The sequence below is a fragment of the Ruegeria sp. HKCCD7296 genome (assembly GCF_013110775.1).
Taxonomy (GTDB): domain Bacteria; phylum Pseudomonadota; class Alphaproteobacteria; order Rhodobacterales; family Rhodobacteraceae; genus Ruegeria.
On sequence record NZ_WVRF01000004.1, the window covers coordinates 262,297 to 278,612 of the forward strand.

A 16,316-nucleotide genomic window follows, 5' to 3' on the forward strand; every position below is an offset into this window, starting at 1 on the left:
CTTTCAGGCGAAATTGATATCGACTGAGCCAAACGGCCCGAAATCCGCGTGAATTTTGGTGCCCGAGGGGCATTCGACGGGGCGGATGAAACTGCCGGACAAAATGATCTGCCCCGGCTCGATGCTCTGACCGTATTGCGCCATCCGACGTGCCAACCAAACCACACTTTCGACAGGGTCGTTCAACACACCAGCACCTAATCCGGTTTCCTCAATCTCGCTATTGCGGAAAGCAATCGCCCCAACCCAGCGCAGATCAAGAGCATCCATAGAATGACGCTCTGCACCCAAAACGATGCCTGCATTGGCGGCATTGTCGCTGATCGTGTCAAAGACCGTGCGCGCTTTGCCGGTTTCAGGGTCCACTCTTTGAATACGAGTATCCAGAATTTCCAGTGCAGGGGCGACATAGTCCGTAGCGGCGATAACATCGTCGCGAGATACGTTTTCGCCGCCAACGGCGGACTTCATAACAAAGGCGATCTCGGCCTCAATCCGGGGCTGAATGAAACGGCCTGCCGGAACGGTCGCGCCATTGTCGAACGCCATGTCGTCAAACAAAATTCCACTGTCGGGAATGTCGATGTTCAAGGCATATTGCATCGCCTTCGAAGTCAGCCCGATCTTCCACCCGATCACCTTGCGCCCTTCGGCCAGTTTCTGGCGATAGATGGCGTTCTGAATCTCATAGGCATCATCCATACCCATCTCGGGGTGGCACAGACTAAGCAGGCCGATCTGTTTGCGCCGGCGTTCGGCCTGCAGCAGTTCGGCGGCGGCTCGGGCGTGGTCTTCGGGCGTCATACCTGTTCGTCCTCCACCGTGTTGCGCAGGGTTCCGATACCTTCGACGGACACCTCGACAACATCTCCGGGCATCAGGTACTTCGGCGGGTCGAACCGTGCCCCTGCCCCGGTTGGTGTACCAGTGACAACAATGTCGCCCGGCTGAAGCGTCATAAAGGTCGAGATGTATTCAATCTCGCGCCGGATCGGGAACATCATGCGGTTCAGCGTGTCGTCCTGCCGAAGCTCACCGTTCACGCGAGTTTGGATGCGGGCATCATCCAGTTGGGCCGCGTCCGTAAACGGCACCAGCCATGGGCCAATGGCCCCCGACTTGTCCCAGTTCTTGCCTTGCGTGACATTGAACTTTGCGTGCCGCACCCAGTCGCGAATGGTGCCTTCATTGCACAAGGTCAGCGCGGCGATGTGATCATAAGCGTCCTCCTGCGAAATGCGGCGACCAGCCTTTCCTATCACGATGGCCACCTCGCCTTCGTAGTCCAACGTATGGTTTTCAGGCGGTCGGATCAGCGGGCGGTCATGGCCGGTGAACCCACTGGCAAAGCGCGGAAAAAGCGACATGTACTTGGGCTGTTCGCTGCCGTCCTTGTATTCTGCATTCCGGTCAGGGAAGTTCACGCCGACACACAGGATACGGCGCGCATCCGGCATTACCATGTCATAGGTGAACTCAGTGTGGGTGACAGGTTTGCCCTCGGCAGCTTTTGCCAGTCGATCGAACGCCCCGTCGGCGATCACCTCGTACAGGCTGTCATGGTCCGGGAACACTTGGTTCAGTGCTATTGCACCGTCGTCAGTGATTGCTCCGAAAAACCGTTCCTCACCCGCTAAGAAAGTTCCAAACTTCATTCAAGTGTCTCCCACACGTCACGAATCACGTCGGCTGCTAACATCACGTCGTCCCGAGAGGTATCGAACTGCCCAACCTGAAAGCGGATGATCTTGCGGCCTTTGAACATGCCTTGGGTGAGATAAATCCGCCCATCATCGTTCAACGCGTCGACTAAACGCTGCTGCATTGCATCGTCTCCCGGACACCGGAACGAAAACAGGCTTAAGATCGGGCCGGTCGTGATTTCGAACCCTTCCATCGCTCCGATCCGATCAGCGAGCTCCTGTGCCCAAGTCACATGATTGCGGATGCGTTCGCGCAGTCCTTCCAATCCGTATGAGCGCAACAGAAACCAGATCTTTAACGCCCGGAACCTGCGCCCCAGAGGGATCGTCCACTCCGAGTAATTCGTCACCTCTGCTCCGGTTGTCTTGAGGTATTCCGGCTCGATCTTCAGCGTGTTGAGCTGTGGTGCTGCATCCCGCAAGAACTGGATGGCGCAATCGAATTGCGCGCCCATCCATTTATGCGGGTTGAAGACAATGCTGTCATAGCGGTCAGCACCCCTCCAAAGGGCTTCGCGAAATTCGGGGCAGATCATGGCTGATCCGGCCCAAGCTGCGTCGAGATGGGTGTAAAGGTCGTGTTTTTGCGCGATATCCGCCACGGCCACCAAGTCATCACAGGCCCCAACACCGGTTCCACCTGTGATCGCAATAATACCGGCCGGAACATGACCGGCTGCGATATCGCTTTGAATGGCGGCTTCAAGTGCAGAGGCATCAATCGCAAAGTTGGAACCCAAGGTCGGCAGCTTGACCAGATTGTCCTGTCCAATCCCCGCGACCCAGCAGGCCCTGTCGATGGACGAATGCACTTGATCCGAGCAATAGATCCGCAGCGCGCCCTTGGTGTTCAAACCTTCGCGGTTGCCGGTAAAGCCCGTGGCCCGTTCCCGCATGGTCAGAACCGCCGATAACGTGGCGGATGAGGCGCTGTCCTGAATAACTCCGGTCATACCTTCGGGCAGTCCAAGTGACTGCCGCAACCAGTCAACCATGACGCCCTCGACTTCAGTCGCGGCGGGCGAGGTTTGCCACAACATGCATTGCGCCGCGATTGTTGTCACCAGCATCTCGGCCAGCATCGACGGAGGAGCAGCATTGGCTGGAAAATAGGCAAAGAAGCGTGGGTGTTGCCAATGGGTGATACCTGGCATCACGATCCGTTCAAAATCGGCCATGATGGCGTCCATCGGTTCACCCGCCTCGGGTGGGGTTGCCACAAGCTGGGCTGCAATTTCCCCCGGTGCGGTCTGCGCGCGCACGGGGCGTTCCGCAAGTGTCTTATGGTAATCGGCCGCCCATTTTGAAATGTACTGACCCCAATGCGAAAACGTGTCCCAATCCATGCGTTAACCTTTTGTTGTCGCTGAAAGATCAGCCCGCCCGGTCCCCGCAAGATGCAGCACCACAACGAACGAATTTTCTATGTTATAAAACAGTTCCGATTGTCCGATGTCAGACCGAGAAACTGACATTCGCCTGACCGGTGCCGGAACTGCCGAAATATGGGGTATAGATGTCGATTTTGCCCTTGTAGCTACCCCAACCCAGCGCTCCGAACAGCAGGGCGGTGTCGTTCATGGCACATTCTCCGGTGCATTTCTTGGCGTAGTCAGGCAGCATTTCAAGGAACTCTTCAAAACGGCCCTGTTCCCATAATTCCAACACGCGCATGTCCATCTGGCGGTTGAACTCGCCATTCACCGCGTTCAGCCCCTCGACCGATCGTTCATTCGGGGTGAAATCATGGCTGAGAGACCCTGATGCCAGAACAGACACATTGCGGTCAGAACGCCGGATGCCTTCGGCAATGGCCTCACCCCAAACCCGGTTTTCCGCAATCGATGAGAATTGATTGACAGCCACAGGCAAGACCCGCGCATTCACCCCTTCGTTGATGAAATGCATGGGCAACAGGGTTCCGTATTCCATACCCATATCCGGGTGCGAATGACCCAGAGCACGCTCTCCACGCTCGCGCAGCACATCAAGGATCGTTTCCCCCAACTCATGATCGCCGCGATAGTCGAACTCCATATCAGCCAACATATGCGGCAGCTCGTGGCTGATGAAGCGACCTGTGTGATGCTCTTTTGTGTTCAGGTGAAAGCCCTGATTGGTGATCCAATGGGTATCGAACACAATGAAGGTCTCGACTTCGCGGTCTATCGCGTCCTGACGCAGGCGGGCATACCCATCAATGGCAGATTGCCGGATACCTTTGTATTTCGGCATCGTGTGGGACATCCAGATGCTGGGTACATGCGTTATTTTCGCGGCCTGTACGATCTTTCCCATGACGGTTCCTCCTAATGCGTTCTGGTGGTCCCAGTTCGGGGGAACCACCTGAGGCGATTATTTCCCCAATTGCATGATCTTGTGCTGACCGGTTGCGAAACCGATGTGCTTTTGTTCCATATAGAACTCAAAGCTCCAATCCCCGCCGTCGCGCCCGATTCCAGACGCTTTGACCCCGCCAAAGGGCGTAGGCAGGTGACGCACGTTTTCTGAATTCACCCAAATCATCCCAGCCTCCAGCTTGTCTGTAAAGCGCAAGGCACGGGTCAGGTCATTGGTCCAGACATAACCCGTCAAACCATAGGGCGTGTCGTTGGCAATCTGAAGCGCCTCGTCCTCGGTTGCGAAGGGGATCGAGGTCAGAACAGGGCCAAAGATCTCCTCGCGCGCGATGCGCATCTGGTTGGTGGCGTTGGTGAACAAGGTCGGACGGATAAAGTAGCCTTCATTGCCCACCTTGACCCCACCGGCAGCGACGGTTGCACCGTCCTTTTTGGCGATGTCGAAGTAGCTGGTGACTTTGTTGTAATGCTCCTCGGTCACCAATGGCCCAATCTCGGTCGCCGGGTCCAACGGGTGGCCCACCTTGATGTTGTTCACACGTTGGACCAGCTTTGCCTCGAACTCTTCTTTGATCGTATCCTGCACCAGCAACCGCGAAGATGAGGTGCAGCGCTCGCCATTGATCGAATAGATCATGAAGATCACCGCATCCAGCGCGCGATCCAGATCGGCGTCATCGAACACGATCACAGGGTTTTTTCCGCCCAACTCCAGATGGTTGCGCTTGTGCGTGTCCGCGCCTTGCTTGACGATCAGACTGCCGGTGCGGCTTTCGCCGACAAACGCAATCGCCTTGATCAGCTTATGTTCGCACAAAGCTTTGCCTGCATCAGGGCCAAACCCATTTACCGTGTTCAGCACGCCTTTGGGCAGCCCGGCCTCTTCGGCGATCTCCACCAGCAGGCGGGCCGTCAGCGGAGAGTCTTCAGCAGGCTTGTGAACCACCGTGCAGCCCGCAGCCAATGCTGGTGCGATTTTCCAGGTCGACAGCATGAACGGTGTGTTCCATGGGGTAATCACACCGACCGGGCCAATTGGAACGCGCGTGGTGACGTTCATCAGCGTCGGGGATTTCAGATGTTGCCCGTCGCGCGCCTGAACCACCTGATCTGCAAAATACCGAAAATTCTCTGCCCCGCGCAACGCGGCCTTGGACATGAAGCGAAGAGTCTGGCCCGTGTCCCAGCATTCACACAGCGCGATTTCCTCGGCCCGCGCTTCGATGGCATCAGCAACGCGCAACAAGATGCGGCGGCGTTCGGTGGCAGACATGTCGCGCCATTCAGCAAACGCGGCATGGGCGGCCTTGGCCGCCGCATCAATATCATCAGCCGTGCCATGTGCAACGTCGCAGATCACAGATTTGTCGACAGGCGAAGTGGATTGGAACACACCGCCAGACCCGTCCCGGTCTTCGCCAGCGATACGATTGAGAATGCCGGCTTCCTTGAACCGGGCCAGAAAGCTCGTCAGTTTTTCAATATTCGTATCCAGCGCACTCATATTTCAGGTCTCCTGCGAAGTCGCGGCCAGATGGTCGCGGATCGTGCCGGTCTTGGGCGAAAGCTTTGGGTCAATGTCGCGCATCTCAAGCGACAGAGCGATGGAATGCTGCGAAAGAGCCGGCGCCAGATAGGCTTTGACCGCGTCAAATATACGCCGCGTCGCGTCCTGCTTGACGTCTTCCGACCTCCCTGCACGCAGGCGGATCGAGATATCAACAAACCCATGGCCCGGATTTCCATCCGCAATGGCATAGTGGTCCACGCGCGTTGCGCGCACGCGAATGCCCGGCATCGGAAAGGTGTCGATCTCGGCAGCTGTTGCCCTTATGCATTCGCACAGGCCACCCATGTCGATCTTGCCTTCCAGGTTCCCGGAATATTCGACGTGGAAATGTGGCATGATTCCTCCTCTATTACTTAACATGTTTAGTTTTTTGCCAGCCTCACGTCAAGAGATTGCTTTGTTAATCTTTGCAATTTCCGAACCACCGCTCTAGAAGACCGCATGACCACTCAAAGCCATACCAAAAGCACCGCCCGATCCCTTCCTATCGCGCTGCTGCGTGCCCGTGAAACCGTCATGGCCCCGATCCGGGATATGCTGCAAGGCATCCAGATAACCGAACAGAAATGGCGCATCTTGCGCGTCCTGGATGAGCTGGGCGAAGTGGAGCAAAGCACTATTGCGCACGAGGCTTGTCTGCTGCTTCCAAGCGTGACCCGCATCTTGCGCACAATGGAGGCTGATGCCCAGATCACCCGCCGCCAGGACAGTGACGACAAGCGCCGTACCATGGTCACGATCACGGATGCAGGCCGGTCGATCCTTAGGGAAAACCTGGCCACGTCACTTGCGATTTCCAGCAATATCGAGGCTCAGATGGGTCGTGAAAAGCTGGACCAATTGCTGGACCTGCTAGAGGAATTGCAGGCGGTTAAAGTCTGACCCTGCCTTCAGTCGACAGGGCAGACCTAAAGCTCAAAGAGTCGACAGACCAGTATCCAACGCTGACAAAATCTTGGACACATCGTCTGAGGTGATAACCAGCGGGGGCGACAGAATGATGTTGTTTCCGGATACTCGTACCATCACGCCATCTTCGTAAGCCGCTTTTTGAACCTGCAACGGCAGGTGCTTAGCGATGGGAGCTTTGGTCGCCCGATCGGAAACCAGTTCCAACGCGCACATTAATCCCTCGCCACCGCGTACGTCGCCGATCGCGTCGTGTTTCTCGGCCAGCTTCCGCAACCCGGCGAATAATTCACCCCCTCGCGCTGCGGCGTTTTCCCAAACCCGCAGCCGGTTGATCTCGGACAGAGCAGCCAGTGCCGCCGCTGCCCCAACCGGATGACCGGAGTAGGTGTAGCCCTGATCGACCGATGCCAGCCCCGTAGTGTCCTTTTCGAAGACTTCAGCGACAGAGCCCGAAATCATTGCCGCGCCGAACGGAAAGTACCCGTTGGTGATCGCTTTTGCTGTTGTCATGATGTCCGGCTGAACGCCCCAATGTCGCGCGCCGCTTTCGCTGCCAGTTCGACCAAATGCGGTAATGATTTCGTCAGAGATCAAAAGAATACCGTGTTTGGCACACACCTCACGCACCATGGGCATGAAGCTTTTGTGCGGTGGGATCACACCCCCTGCCCCCAGAACCGGCTCCATGATAAACGCCGCAACCGTGTTCGCCCCTTGAAAGGCGATCTCGGCCTCCAACGCATTGACGCAAAGTTGCGCCAGACGCTCGGGGTCCGCCTCATCAAACGGGTTGCGATAGGTCCAGGGTGCGGGCACGTGGAAACAACCCGGCATCATCGGCTCATAGACCGCGCGAAACTTTTGATTGCCGTTGACGGATGCAGCCGCGAAATGTGTGCCGTGATAGCCCTGCTTAAGGCTGATGAACTTGGTGCGACCGGCATCGCCCCTCACCTTGTGATATTGCCGTGCAAGCTTCAGCGCAATTTCGACAGAGTCCGATCCACCCGACGTAAAGAACGCGCGGGTCAAACCGTCAGGTGCGAAAAACTGCGCCAGCTCATAAGACAGCTCAATGGCTTTGTCATTGCTGGTTCCGCGAAAGGTCGAGTAATAGGGCAACGCGTTCAATTGATCGGCAATGGCCTGTTTCACCGGTTCGCAGGAATAGCCCAAATTGACGTTCCACAGCCCCCCCACGGCATCCAGCGCTTTGTGACCATCAACATCGATAATGCTTACACCTTCACCGCCATTCAAAATGGTCGGCGGGTTCTTTTGACTGTCGGCAGGATGTGCCATCGGGTGCCAGAAATAACGGGCGTTGTTTTCCTTCAGAAAGTTCGAGTCTTTCATGGTGCGGGCCTCCGGAAGTATCGCTTACCCTGGGTCACGGGTGGAATTCGGTTGGAAAGGTGTCGGGCAACTGACCGCCAAAATCTGCGGTCAGGTCCGTCGAAAGATTGTGCAATGCAGACAGAATGGATGGCAGGCGGTCGTCGGTGGCGCGACCTTCAGGCACAGCAATTGCAATGGTCCCCAGAGCGACTTGATCAATGCCAAAAATCGGCGCGGCGTACCCAAAGACGCCCTCTTCATAGCTGCCGTTGCTGTTGGCCCAGCCTAAGGCGCTGATCCGCGCAACCCGTTCTTTGATGATTTCAGGATCAATGAGCGTGGCGTCCGTGAAGCGCGCCTGCTCTTTGTGATCCAAATCTTCCATCAGACTGGGTGGGCCAAAACTGAGCATACAAAGACCCGAGGCCGTTGCATTGATCGGCAGGATCTCACTGGGGTCAAGGCTGACGCGCACGCTGTGCCGCGTTGTTTCAACCACCAATGCGGTTTGCAGCCCGGTCTTTTCCAACAGTGACAGATGCAGACTTTCCCCAACGCGTTGCATCGCCATTTGCATTTTCTGGCGCGCACTTTCGATGCCTGGCCGCGCGATTTCACGCAGTGCTGCCAGGCGCAAGGCCGCCGGTCCGATAGCATAGGACTTGGTCATAGGATTCTGTTCGATCAGACCGTATTCCTCAAGCGCACGCAGGTGGCGCAGCGCGGTTGCCTTGTTCAATCCGGACAGTCGCGCAAAGTGACTCAGCCCGATTTCCGGTCGCGCGCTTGAAAAGTAATCCAGCATTTTTAAGGCATTAAGGGCTGTGCCCATTTGTTTCACTTCCTCTTACTCAGGGAATACTTGACAGAACTAACTTAACAAAGCAACATAATTATTGTTAACGCGGATCAATTAATGAACCATGTATGGGAGGAGTCAATGAAGAAATTTCTTACTGCTGCGGCTTTAGTGGCATCAGCTACCGCTGCACTGGCCGAGTACCCCGAAAAGCCGGTCAGCTTTGTGGTGCCGTGGCCTCCGGGCGATCTGGAAGATGTTCTGACGCGAATGATCGCCGATGAATTTCAAGCCATGTACGGCGTTCCAGCCGCTGTCGTGAACAAACCCGGTGGTGGCGGTGGTCCGTTCCCGGGTGCCGTCGAGGTGGCAACCGCCCCTGCGGACGGCTACACCATCGGGTCTTTTGTCATCGGCGTGCCGGTCATTGGTCCCGAAATCGGCATCCCCGAACTCAACCCCAACCCGTTTGATCCCATCGGGATCTTCCTGACCTATCCCTTCGTGATCGCAGCCAGCAAGGATGCGCCTTTCTCAAGCTGGGAGGAGTTGGCGGAACACGGCAAGGAAAACGACGTTGCACTTGGCCATTTCGGTTCCGTTTTACCACCGACCCAGGTGACCTTTGCCGCAGCCGTCAGCAGCGGGTTCGATTTTGCCAGCGAAGCGGCGTTTGATGCGCTGGACTGCAACACTTTGGCATCGGGCGACGTCGACGTGATCAACACCACCCTTCAGCTTATCCTGCCCTGTCTGGATCAGGTGAACGTCCTTGCCAGCATCGGCGGCGAGCGGATTTCGCTGGTGCCCGATACACCAACAGTCGTGGAACTAAACCCGGATCTGCCTTTGGCCCTGTGGAACGGATTGTTTGTCCACAAGGACACCCCAGCGGACGCCCGCGAAAAGATTTCGGCGGCGGCTCAAAAGGCGCTGAGTTCTGACAAGGCAAAACAATTGGCCGAGGAAACCGGTGCCCTGATTTATTGGCAGGATCCGGATGCCTCCAACGCTCAGATCGAGCAGGACAAAGCCTCGTTCGCCAAGATCGAAGAGATCCTGGGCGAATAAACCGGAACGGGCCCGGCACATTTAACACTGCCGGGCCTATTTCCATCCAACAGGAGGCCACGATGATTGCAAAGACCTTGCAAGACATGTTCCGGCGCTATCGACGCCCCGGGGACATCGTGTTTGCCACTATGTTCTTTGTGTTCTCGCTGTTCCTTCTCAGCCAGCTTGGAAGCGAAACTCAGGTCGTCAAACGGACAAAGTGGTTTGCGCAGCCTGCTTTGTGGCCAACTATCGCGATCTGGGGCATGGTTGTGTTCAGCGGTCTGCATTTGCTGAGCTCATTCCTGTCACCACGTATTCCAGGCCGTTTGCGAGAGATCACGTTTTGGCTGAAATCGCTCGAATATGTTGTCTATTTTCTGATTTACGTTGTTGCTGTTCCATGGCTTGGGTACCTGCCCTCCACCATGCTGTTCGCCGCCCTTTTGACGGTCCGCCTAGGGTTTCGCTTGCCCGGGGCCTTTTGCATTGCACTCATCTTCGGCGCGGTGGTCGCAATCGTCTTTCGGGCGCTGCTGCAGGTGAACATCCCCGCGGGTCGCGTTTATGAATACCTGCCCGACGGGCTGCGCGCCTTTGCGCTGACCTATCTATGAGGCCGCAATGGACGATCTGATTTCCGGCTTTGCAATTCTTGCCCAGTGGCAAGTCATGGTGGCGCTGATTATCGGCTCTGTCGGGGGCGTTATCATTGGCGCCTTGCCCGGCGTGGGCGCCGCCGTGGCCATCGCGATCCTTCTGCCTGCTACATTTGCTTTCGAACCCATCGTAGGTCTAACCCTTCTGCTGGGCATCTACGGGTCGTCCATGTATGGCGGCGCAATCCCGGCCATTCTGATCAACACCCCAGGCACGGCCGTGAACGCCCTGACCACCTATGACGGCTATCCCATGACCAAACGCGGCGAAGGCCATCGGGCCTTGTCGCTGGCCTATTCAGCGTCGTTCTTTGGTGGCATTTTCTCGATCCTTTGCCTGATCGTCCTTTCGCCCGTTCTGGCCTGGGTTGCCCCGCATTTCGGCAGTCGCGAGATTTTTCTGGCCGCTTTCATGGGTATTTTACTCGTGATCCTGGCCCATCGCGGGCAGACTTTTTCCGCCGCCATGCTGGCGTTTTTCGGAATTTTTCTGAACACGGTGGGGCTTGAGCCTGTCAAATACACGCGACGTTTCACCTTTGACCAAACCTGGTTATCGTCGGGCGTCGATCTGATCGTTGTTGTATTGGGCCTGTTTGCCATCAGCCAGGCGCTGCTTTTGCTGGTCGACAAGGAACACGCCCCCGGCGAAGCACATGTTCGCGGCAATATATTTACCGGCCTGAAAGAGCTTCTGGGCCTGAAGCGCATCGCCACCGTGTCGTCATCACTGGGCGTTCTCATGGGTATGGTGCCGGGCACCGGCGAATTCACGTCCCAGTTCCTGTCTTACACCTACGCTCAGAAGACTTCGAAAAATCCCGATGCGTTTGGCAAAGGATCACCCGAAGGCCTGGTGGCATCTGAGGCCGCCAACAACGCCGTTCCGGGGGCTGCAATGATCCCGCTTTTGGCTCTGGGTATTCCAGGTGAGGCACTGACGGCGATGATGCTATCGGTTTTCTACGTTCACAACGTGATCCCAGGCCCTCAACTGTTTGCAGAACAGATGGATTTTGTCATGGCGCTGTATATGGCGTTGATCCTTCTGAACGTGGTCGTTCTGATCTTTTTACTGTTTTCAACCAATCTGCTGCTGAAAATTATCCAGATCCCTACCCGATTTCTGGGCATTATGATCCTGACCCTTTCATTTGTGGGCGTGTACAGCCTGCGAAACTCGATCACGGACTGCGCGATTGCTGCCGGGTTCGGTGTTTTCGGCCTGATCCTGAAACGCCTGAACCTGCCGATCGTGCCCATCATTTTGGGTATGGTTCTGGGTGGGATCATGGAGGTCAAACTGCGCAGCGCCATGGCTCGGGTGAAATCACCGCTTGATTTCATCGACCGGCCCATAGCGGCAATCCTGTTTGTGATGATCCTGGGGATCATTCTTTTGCACATCCGCTCTCTGATCCAGGAACACAAAGACCGCGTCAAACCGCAACCGGTTCTCGACGAAGACACTACTCAGCAAGGATAACGCCTCATGGATCAGTTCTCGATTGACGCGCTGCGCACTCAGGAAATCACTCCGCGCGGACATTTCATAAACGGCCGCTTTCAGCAAAGCGAAACCAGCGCCCAGCATCAAGTTCATTCACCGATCAACGGTCAGCCACTGGCACTGATCGCCGAAGGCAGTGCCGCAGATGTCGACGCCGCCGTACGTGCGGCGCGGGTATCGTTTGAAGATGGGCGTTGGTCACGAATGGCCCCTGCGGGCCGTAAGAAAGTGCTGCTGAAGCTTGCTGATCTAATCGAATCCCAAGCGCTGGAGATTGCTGTTCTGGGTGTTCGCGACAACGGGACCGAGATCAACATGGCCTATAAGGCCGAGGCGCTCTCGGCTGCGGCAACGTTCAGGTATTATGCCGAAGCCATCGACAAACTGTACGGCCAGATCGCCCCCACGGGCGACGACGTTCTGGGTCTGATACATCACGCACCCGTCGGCGTTGTCGGCGCGATTGTGCCGTGGAATTTCCCTTTGATGATCGGTAGCTGGAAAATTGCCCCGGCGTTGGCGGCAGGCAACTCCGTGGTCTTGAAACCCGCAGAAAGCGCTTCGCTCAGCCTGTTGAAAATCGCCGAACTGGCAGCTGAGGCCGGGGTGCCAGACGGCGTGTTCAACGTGGTGACGGGGCGCGGGCCAATTGTGGGCGAAGCGTTGGCGCTGTCGATGGATATCGACATAATTGTCTTCACCGGGTCCGGCGCGACAGGAAGGCGGCTTTTGGAATATTCCGCACGCTCCAACCTAAAGCGTTGTTATTTGGAACTGGGGGGCAAATCGCCGAACATCGTCTTTGCCGATGCCCCGGACCTTGCCGAAGCGGCCAAGGTTTCAGCCGCTGGTATTTTCCGCAATTCGGGCCAGGTCTGCGTCGCCGGATCGCGCCTGTTGGTCCAACAGGAAATTTACGAGGACTTCGTCTCCGAAATCACCCACCACGCCTCAGCCTTTCGCGTTGGCGATCCGTTGGACCTGAACAGCCAGATCGGCGCGGTTCACAGCCTGTCCGAGTTGCAGGCCAATCTGGATTTCGTGACCAAAGCCGAAGCGGAAGGCGCTGAGCGCCGCACAGGTGGCGCCCGTATTCTGACCGAGACTGGTGGTTATTACATGGCGCCGACCGTCATGGCCGGGGTGAAAGAAACTGACACGCTGTTCCAAAACGAAGTCTTTGGCCCTGTTCTGGCCGTCACGCCCTTCAAGGACGAAGAAGACGCGATCCGTCTGGCAAACGCGACCGTTTACGGGTTGGCTGGTGGGGTCTGGACCTCGAACTTGGGCCGCGCACATCGCATGGTCGCAGGCATTCGTGCCGGGGTTGTCCATGTGAACACCTATGGTAGCGCAGACCTGACTGTTCCCCTTGGTGGCGTGCGCCAATCCGGCAACGGACACGACAAGTCGCTGCACGCGATCGAAAAACACTTCGACCTGAAAACCGCCTGGATCAAACTCTGATCGCTGAGGGGTAAGGGAGGCACAAATGACAAATAAGACTATCCTGTTGATCGGCACCTATGACACCAAAGAACCCGAAATGCGGTTCATCGAAGAGGCAATTCAAACGCAGGGTGCCGATGTGTTGACGATGGATGTGTCCGTTCTGGGAGACCCCTCTGCGCCAGTTGACATCTCAAAACATGACGTGGCCGCGGCTGGTGGCATGACAATTGATGAGGTCATCGCCCAGGGAGACGAAAACAAAGCCTTCCGCATCATGTCTGCCGGGGCCGCTAAAGTGGTTGCGCGGGCCTATGCCGACGGACGGTTTGACGGGATGCTGGCCACCGGTGGCACAATGGGCACCGACCTTGCGCTGGATTGTGCGCAGGCGCTGCCGATGGGTATGCCGAAATACATCGTCTCAACCGTCAGCTTCTCACCGCTTATCCCACCACATCGGCTGGCACCCGATATTCAGATGATCCTTTGGGCGGGCGGCCTCTACGGCATGAATTCAATCTGTCAATCTTCGCTCAGTCAGGCGGCTGGAGCCGTGGTCGGCGCGGCAAAGGCTGCGATCGTACCGGACCGCAGCAAGCCGCTGGTTGGCATGACCAGCCTGGGATCATCCTGTCTTCGGTACATGAAGACCCTCAAACCAGCACTGGAAGAGCGCGGTTTTGAAGTGGCCGTGTTCCATTCCACAGGAATGGGCGGCATGGCCTTTGAAAAACTGGCCAGCGAAGGCGTGTTCGCCTGTGTGATGGATTTCTGCATGCAGGAATTCGGAAACCTGATGGCGGGTTCTGTCGTGTCCAGCGGTGAGGACCGGGTTACCAATGCCGGGCGCATGGGTATCCCGCAGATGGTCGCCCCCGGCGCGTTGGACTTGCTGGATTTTGCGGGCTGGCAGGACATCCCCGAACACTATGCCGATCGCCCTTTTCATGAACACAACCGGTTGATCAAAAGCTCGGTCTTCAACGGGGCCGAACGGCGTGCCTGGATTCGGGAACTTGCCAATCGATTGGGCGCGGCCAAGGGGCCTGTGCATTTCTTTTTGCCGCTGCAAGGCATCGAGGCCTGGGACAAGAAAGGCGAAGAGGCGCATGACCCACAGGCCCTGGCGGAAATGATCGACGAAGCTCGCCAAGTGATGCCGGATCAGGTGCCAATGACTGAACTGGAAGCCCATATCAACGATACGGCGTTCTGCGACGCCGTTTTGGCGCTTTTCGATGAGTGGGTCGAACGTGGCATCGTGACATCCTCGCCTTAGCCTTCACGACCAACGCAAGTGCCTAGACCACTGGTTTGATGCAGTTTCGCTGGCGATCAGGCCCTTAAAGCACACGCCCACTTTGCATGAAATTCATTCACAAAAATCGGCTAATAATGGAATTGAGCTAAAACTTGACCCTTTCTAAGATGCGCGGGAAAACACCTTATCTAGGACGCGCTTATGCGGCGAACACGATCAAGAAGGGCCCCCGGTTCCGAAACTCCAAAGCTGACAACGCCGCCCGTCGGAGGGCGGTTCATGCCACTGGACAACAGCAAACTGGCCCATATCACCGATACGGCGTTTGATATTCTGGAACGGATTGGTGTGTCCGGTGCGCCGGAGGACATTCGCGTATTGGCGTTGGAGCATGGCGCAACGGAACGGGACGACGGGCGCATCACCTTTTCGCGCTCTTTGGTTGAAGACATAATCGCGGGGGCGTGTAAACGCGTAGAACTGCCCGGATTCATTCGGGATCGCGGGATCGAGATTGGAGGCGGCCGCGTCCATATCGGTACCGGCGGTGCAGCGGTGCAGGTGCTGGACGCCGCTACAAATTCGTTTCGCGACAGCACGTTACAAGACTTGTACAGCCTGATGCGCATCGTTGATGCCTGCAACAACATCCATTATTCCCTGCGTCCCGTTGTGGCGCGGGATCTGGAAGACCCGCTGACGCTGGATATCAACACGGCATTTACCGCGATGAAGGCGACTTCGAAACCTATTGGCACAAGTTTTTTCGAGCCCGCCAACGTGCCCTCCGTGGTTGAAATGTTCGACGCGGCTTTGGGCGGCGACGGAGCCTTCAAGGCGCAACCCTTCTGCTTTGCGTCCGTCTGCCACGTGGTGCCACCGCTGACGCTGGCCGAGGAAGCCTGCGGGGTGATGCGTGAATGCGTGCGACTTGGAATGCCGCTACAAATCTGTTCCGCAGCGCAAGCTGGGGCCACAAGCCCGGCCGCGCTGGCTGGCGCCTTGGCGCAGGGTTTGGCGGAATCCTTGGCCGGTCTGGTGCTAGTCAACATGATGCAACCGGGCTTTCCCTGCATTCTGGCCTTCCTGCCCTTTATCTCTGATCTGCGCACCGGCGCCATGACCGGCGGTTCGGGCGAGGCTGCGGTCGCCAACGCTGCTGCGGCGCAGTTGCTATTGAACCTTGGCCTGCCTTCGACCGTGTCAGCAGGTATGACAGATGCCAAGACAGCCGATGCACAATCGGGCTATGAAAAGGGATACACTATCGCGCTCGCGGCACAGAGCGGAGCCGATATGATCAACCTGTCTGTTGGTATGCTGGGCTCGATCATGGCCGCCAGCAATGAAGCACTGGTCATAGACAACGACATGTGCGGGGCCATCCTGCGATCGGTGCGCGGCGTGGAAATGTTCGAAGGCTCGATTGATCTGGACATGATCGAACAGGTCGTGACCGGCGAGGGGCACTTCCTCGGCACTGCTCAGACCCTGGATCTGATGACCAAGGAATACGTCTATCCGTCTTTGGGCGACCGCCAGAGCGTCAATGACTGGCTTGAAAGTGGTGCGCAAACTGTCTGGGACAAGGCCATAGCCCGCGTTGCCGAGATCGAAGCACAGCCCGCACCGTCCCATCTGCCCGCCGACATCGAGGCCGCCCTGCGCGCCCGCATGCCTATCCACTTGAAAGACTAAG

Annotated in this window: 15 protein-coding genes; 7 read left to right on the plus strand and 8 right to left on the minus strand. The window is 56.9% G+C overall.

Translation table 11 applies throughout. The features are described from left to right. Positions 1-3 precede the first annotated feature (3 nt). The 6 genes from hpaH to GS632_RS08380 form a co-directional block, all read right to left on the minus strand. Complete coding sequence (gene hpaH / locus GS632_RS08355; RefSeq protein ID WP_171721292.1) at positions 4-804, minus strand: 2-oxo-hept-4-ene-1,7-dioate hydratase; 801 nt, start codon at positions 802-804, stop codon at positions 4-6. After that, positions 801-1,655 carry a fumarylacetoacetate hydrolase family protein gene (locus GS632_RS08360; RefSeq protein ID WP_171176621.1) on the minus strand — a complete coding sequence of 285 codons (855 nt, stop codon included), beginning with the start codon at positions 1,653-1,655 and terminating at the stop codon, positions 801-803. The genes hpaH and GS632_RS08360 overlap by 4 nt, the downstream gene beginning before the upstream one ends. Continuing rightward, positions 1,652-3,049, minus strand: coding sequence for a pyridoxal-dependent decarboxylase (locus GS632_RS08365; protein WP_171176619.1), 1,398 nt, complete (start codon positions 3,047-3,049; stop codon positions 1,652-1,654). The genes GS632_RS08360 and GS632_RS08365 overlap by 4 nt, the downstream gene beginning before the upstream one ends. A gap of 109 nt (positions 3,050-3,158) precedes the next feature. Further along, a complete protein-coding gene (gene hpaD, locus GS632_RS08370) occupies positions 3,159-4,001 on the minus strand; it encodes a 3,4-dihydroxyphenylacetate 2,3-dioxygenase (protein WP_171238023.1) in 843 nt (280 codons plus the stop codon). 57 nt (positions 4,002-4,058) lie between these two features. Continuing rightward, positions 4,059-5,567, minus strand: a complete 1,509-nt coding sequence (gene hpaE / locus GS632_RS08375) for a 5-carboxymethyl-2-hydroxymuconate semialdehyde dehydrogenase (protein ID WP_171176615.1) — start codon at positions 5,565-5,567, stop codon at positions 4,059-4,061. 3 nt (positions 5,568-5,570) lie between these two features. Further along, positions 5,571-5,969 carry a 5-carboxymethyl-2-hydroxymuconate Delta-isomerase gene (locus GS632_RS08380; RefSeq protein WP_171176613.1) on the minus strand — a complete coding sequence of 133 codons (399 nt, stop codon included), beginning with the start codon at positions 5,967-5,969 and terminating at the stop codon, positions 5,571-5,573. 105 nt (positions 5,970-6,074) lie between these two features. Here GS632_RS08380 and hpaR point away from each other — a divergent pair, with 105 nt between their 5' ends. Then, positions 6,075-6,515, plus strand: coding sequence for a homoprotocatechuate degradation operon regulator HpaR (gene hpaR, locus GS632_RS08385; protein ID WP_171176611.1), 441 nt, complete (start codon positions 6,075-6,077; stop codon positions 6,513-6,515). Positions 6,516-6,548: 33 nt separating this feature from the next. On the opposite strand, the gene GS632_RS08390 is transcribed toward hpaR, so the two are convergent. After that, complete coding sequence (locus GS632_RS08390) at positions 6,549-7,901, minus strand: aminotransferase class III-fold pyridoxal phosphate-dependent enzyme (protein ID WP_171176609.1); 1,353 nt, start codon at positions 7,899-7,901, stop codon at positions 6,549-6,551. Positions 7,902-7,935: 34 nt separating this feature from the next. Beyond that, positions 7,936-8,715, minus strand: coding sequence for an IclR family transcriptional regulator (locus GS632_RS08395; RefSeq protein ID WP_171176607.1), 780 nt, complete (start codon positions 8,713-8,715; stop codon positions 7,936-7,938). 108 nt (positions 8,716-8,823) lie between these two features. Here GS632_RS08395 and GS632_RS08400 point away from each other — a divergent pair, with 108 nt between their 5' ends. From GS632_RS08400 to GS632_RS08425, 6 genes are all read left to right on the plus strand, one after another. After that, the gene (locus GS632_RS08400) at positions 8,824-9,753 is read left to right on the plus strand and encodes a tripartite tricarboxylate transporter substrate binding protein (RefSeq protein WP_171176605.1); all 930 of its coding nucleotides are present in this window, start codon (positions 8,824-8,826) and stop codon (positions 9,751-9,753) included. A gap of 62 nt (positions 9,754-9,815) precedes the next feature. Beyond that, positions 9,816-10,352, plus strand: coding sequence for a tripartite tricarboxylate transporter TctB family protein (locus GS632_RS08405; protein WP_171176603.1), 537 nt, complete (start codon positions 9,816-9,818; stop codon positions 10,350-10,352). A 7-nt stretch (positions 10,353-10,359) separates the two neighbouring features. Continuing rightward, positions 10,360-11,880, plus strand: coding sequence for a tripartite tricarboxylate transporter permease (locus GS632_RS08410; protein ID WP_171176601.1), 1,521 nt, complete (start codon positions 10,360-10,362; stop codon positions 11,878-11,880). 6 nt (positions 11,881-11,886) lie between these two features. Then, on the plus strand, positions 11,887-13,371 hold the full coding sequence (locus tag GS632_RS08415; RefSeq protein WP_171721291.1) for an aldehyde dehydrogenase family protein: 1,485 nt from the start codon (positions 11,887-11,889) through the stop codon (positions 13,369-13,371). Between the two features lie 25 nt (positions 13,372-13,396). Further along, a complete protein-coding gene (locus GS632_RS08420; protein ID WP_171721290.1) occupies positions 13,397-14,635 on the plus strand; it encodes a Tm-1-like ATP-binding domain-containing protein in 1,239 nt (412 codons plus the stop codon). A 261-nt stretch (positions 14,636-14,896) separates the two neighbouring features. Then, the gene (locus tag GS632_RS08425) at positions 14,897-16,315 is read left to right on the plus strand and encodes a trimethylamine methyltransferase family protein (RefSeq protein ID WP_171238020.1); all 1,419 of its coding nucleotides are present in this window, start codon (positions 14,897-14,899) and stop codon (positions 16,313-16,315) included. Position 16,316 lies beyond the last annotated feature (1 nt).

Bases quoted from the DNA above. Each gene is read 5' to 3' on its own strand.
- hpaH (WP_171721292.1), bottom strand. From the start codon at position 804: ATGACGCCCGAAGACCACGCCCGAGCCGCCGCCGAACTGCTGCAGGCC.
- GS632_RS08360 (WP_171176621.1), bottom strand. From the start codon at position 1,655: ATGAAGTTTGGAACTTTCTTAGCGGGTGAGGAACGGTTTTTCGGAGCA.
- GS632_RS08365 (WP_171176619.1), bottom strand. From the start codon at position 3,049: ATGGATTGGGACACGTTTTCGCATTGGGGTCAGTACATTTCAAAATGG.
- hpaD (WP_171238023.1), bottom strand. From the start codon at position 4,001: ATGGGAAAGATCGTACAGGCCGCGAAAATAACGCATGTACCCAGCATC.
- hpaE (WP_171176615.1), bottom strand. From the start codon at position 5,567: ATGAGTGCGCTGGATACGAATATTGAAAAACTGACGAGCTTTCTGGCC.
- GS632_RS08380 (WP_171176613.1), bottom strand. From the start codon at position 5,969: ATGCCACATTTCCACGTCGAATATTCCGGGAACCTGGAAGGCAAGATC.
- hpaR (WP_171176611.1), top strand. From the start codon at position 6,075: ATGACCACTCAAAGCCATACCAAAAGCACCGCCCGATCCCTTCCTATC.
- GS632_RS08390 (WP_171176609.1), bottom strand. From the start codon at position 7,901: ATGAAAGACTCGAACTTTCTGAAGGAAAACAACGCCCGTTATTTCTGG.
- GS632_RS08395 (WP_171176607.1), bottom strand. From the start codon at position 8,715: ATGGGCACAGCCCTTAATGCCTTAAAAATGCTGGATTACTTTTCAAGC.
- GS632_RS08400 (WP_171176605.1), top strand. From the start codon at position 8,824: ATGAAGAAATTTCTTACTGCTGCGGCTTTAGTGGCATCAGCTACCGCT.
- GS632_RS08405 (WP_171176603.1), top strand. From the start codon at position 9,816: ATGATTGCAAAGACCTTGCAAGACATGTTCCGGCGCTATCGACGCCCC.
- GS632_RS08410 (WP_171176601.1), top strand. From the start codon at position 10,360: ATGGACGATCTGATTTCCGGCTTTGCAATTCTTGCCCAGTGGCAAGTC.
- GS632_RS08415 (WP_171721291.1), top strand. From the start codon at position 11,887: ATGGATCAGTTCTCGATTGACGCGCTGCGCACTCAGGAAATCACTCCG.
- GS632_RS08420 (WP_171721290.1), top strand. From the start codon at position 13,397: ATGACAAATAAGACTATCCTGTTGATCGGCACCTATGACACCAAAGAA.
- GS632_RS08425 (WP_171238020.1), top strand. From the start codon at position 14,897: ATGCCACTGGACAACAGCAAACTGGCCCATATCACCGATACGGCGTTT.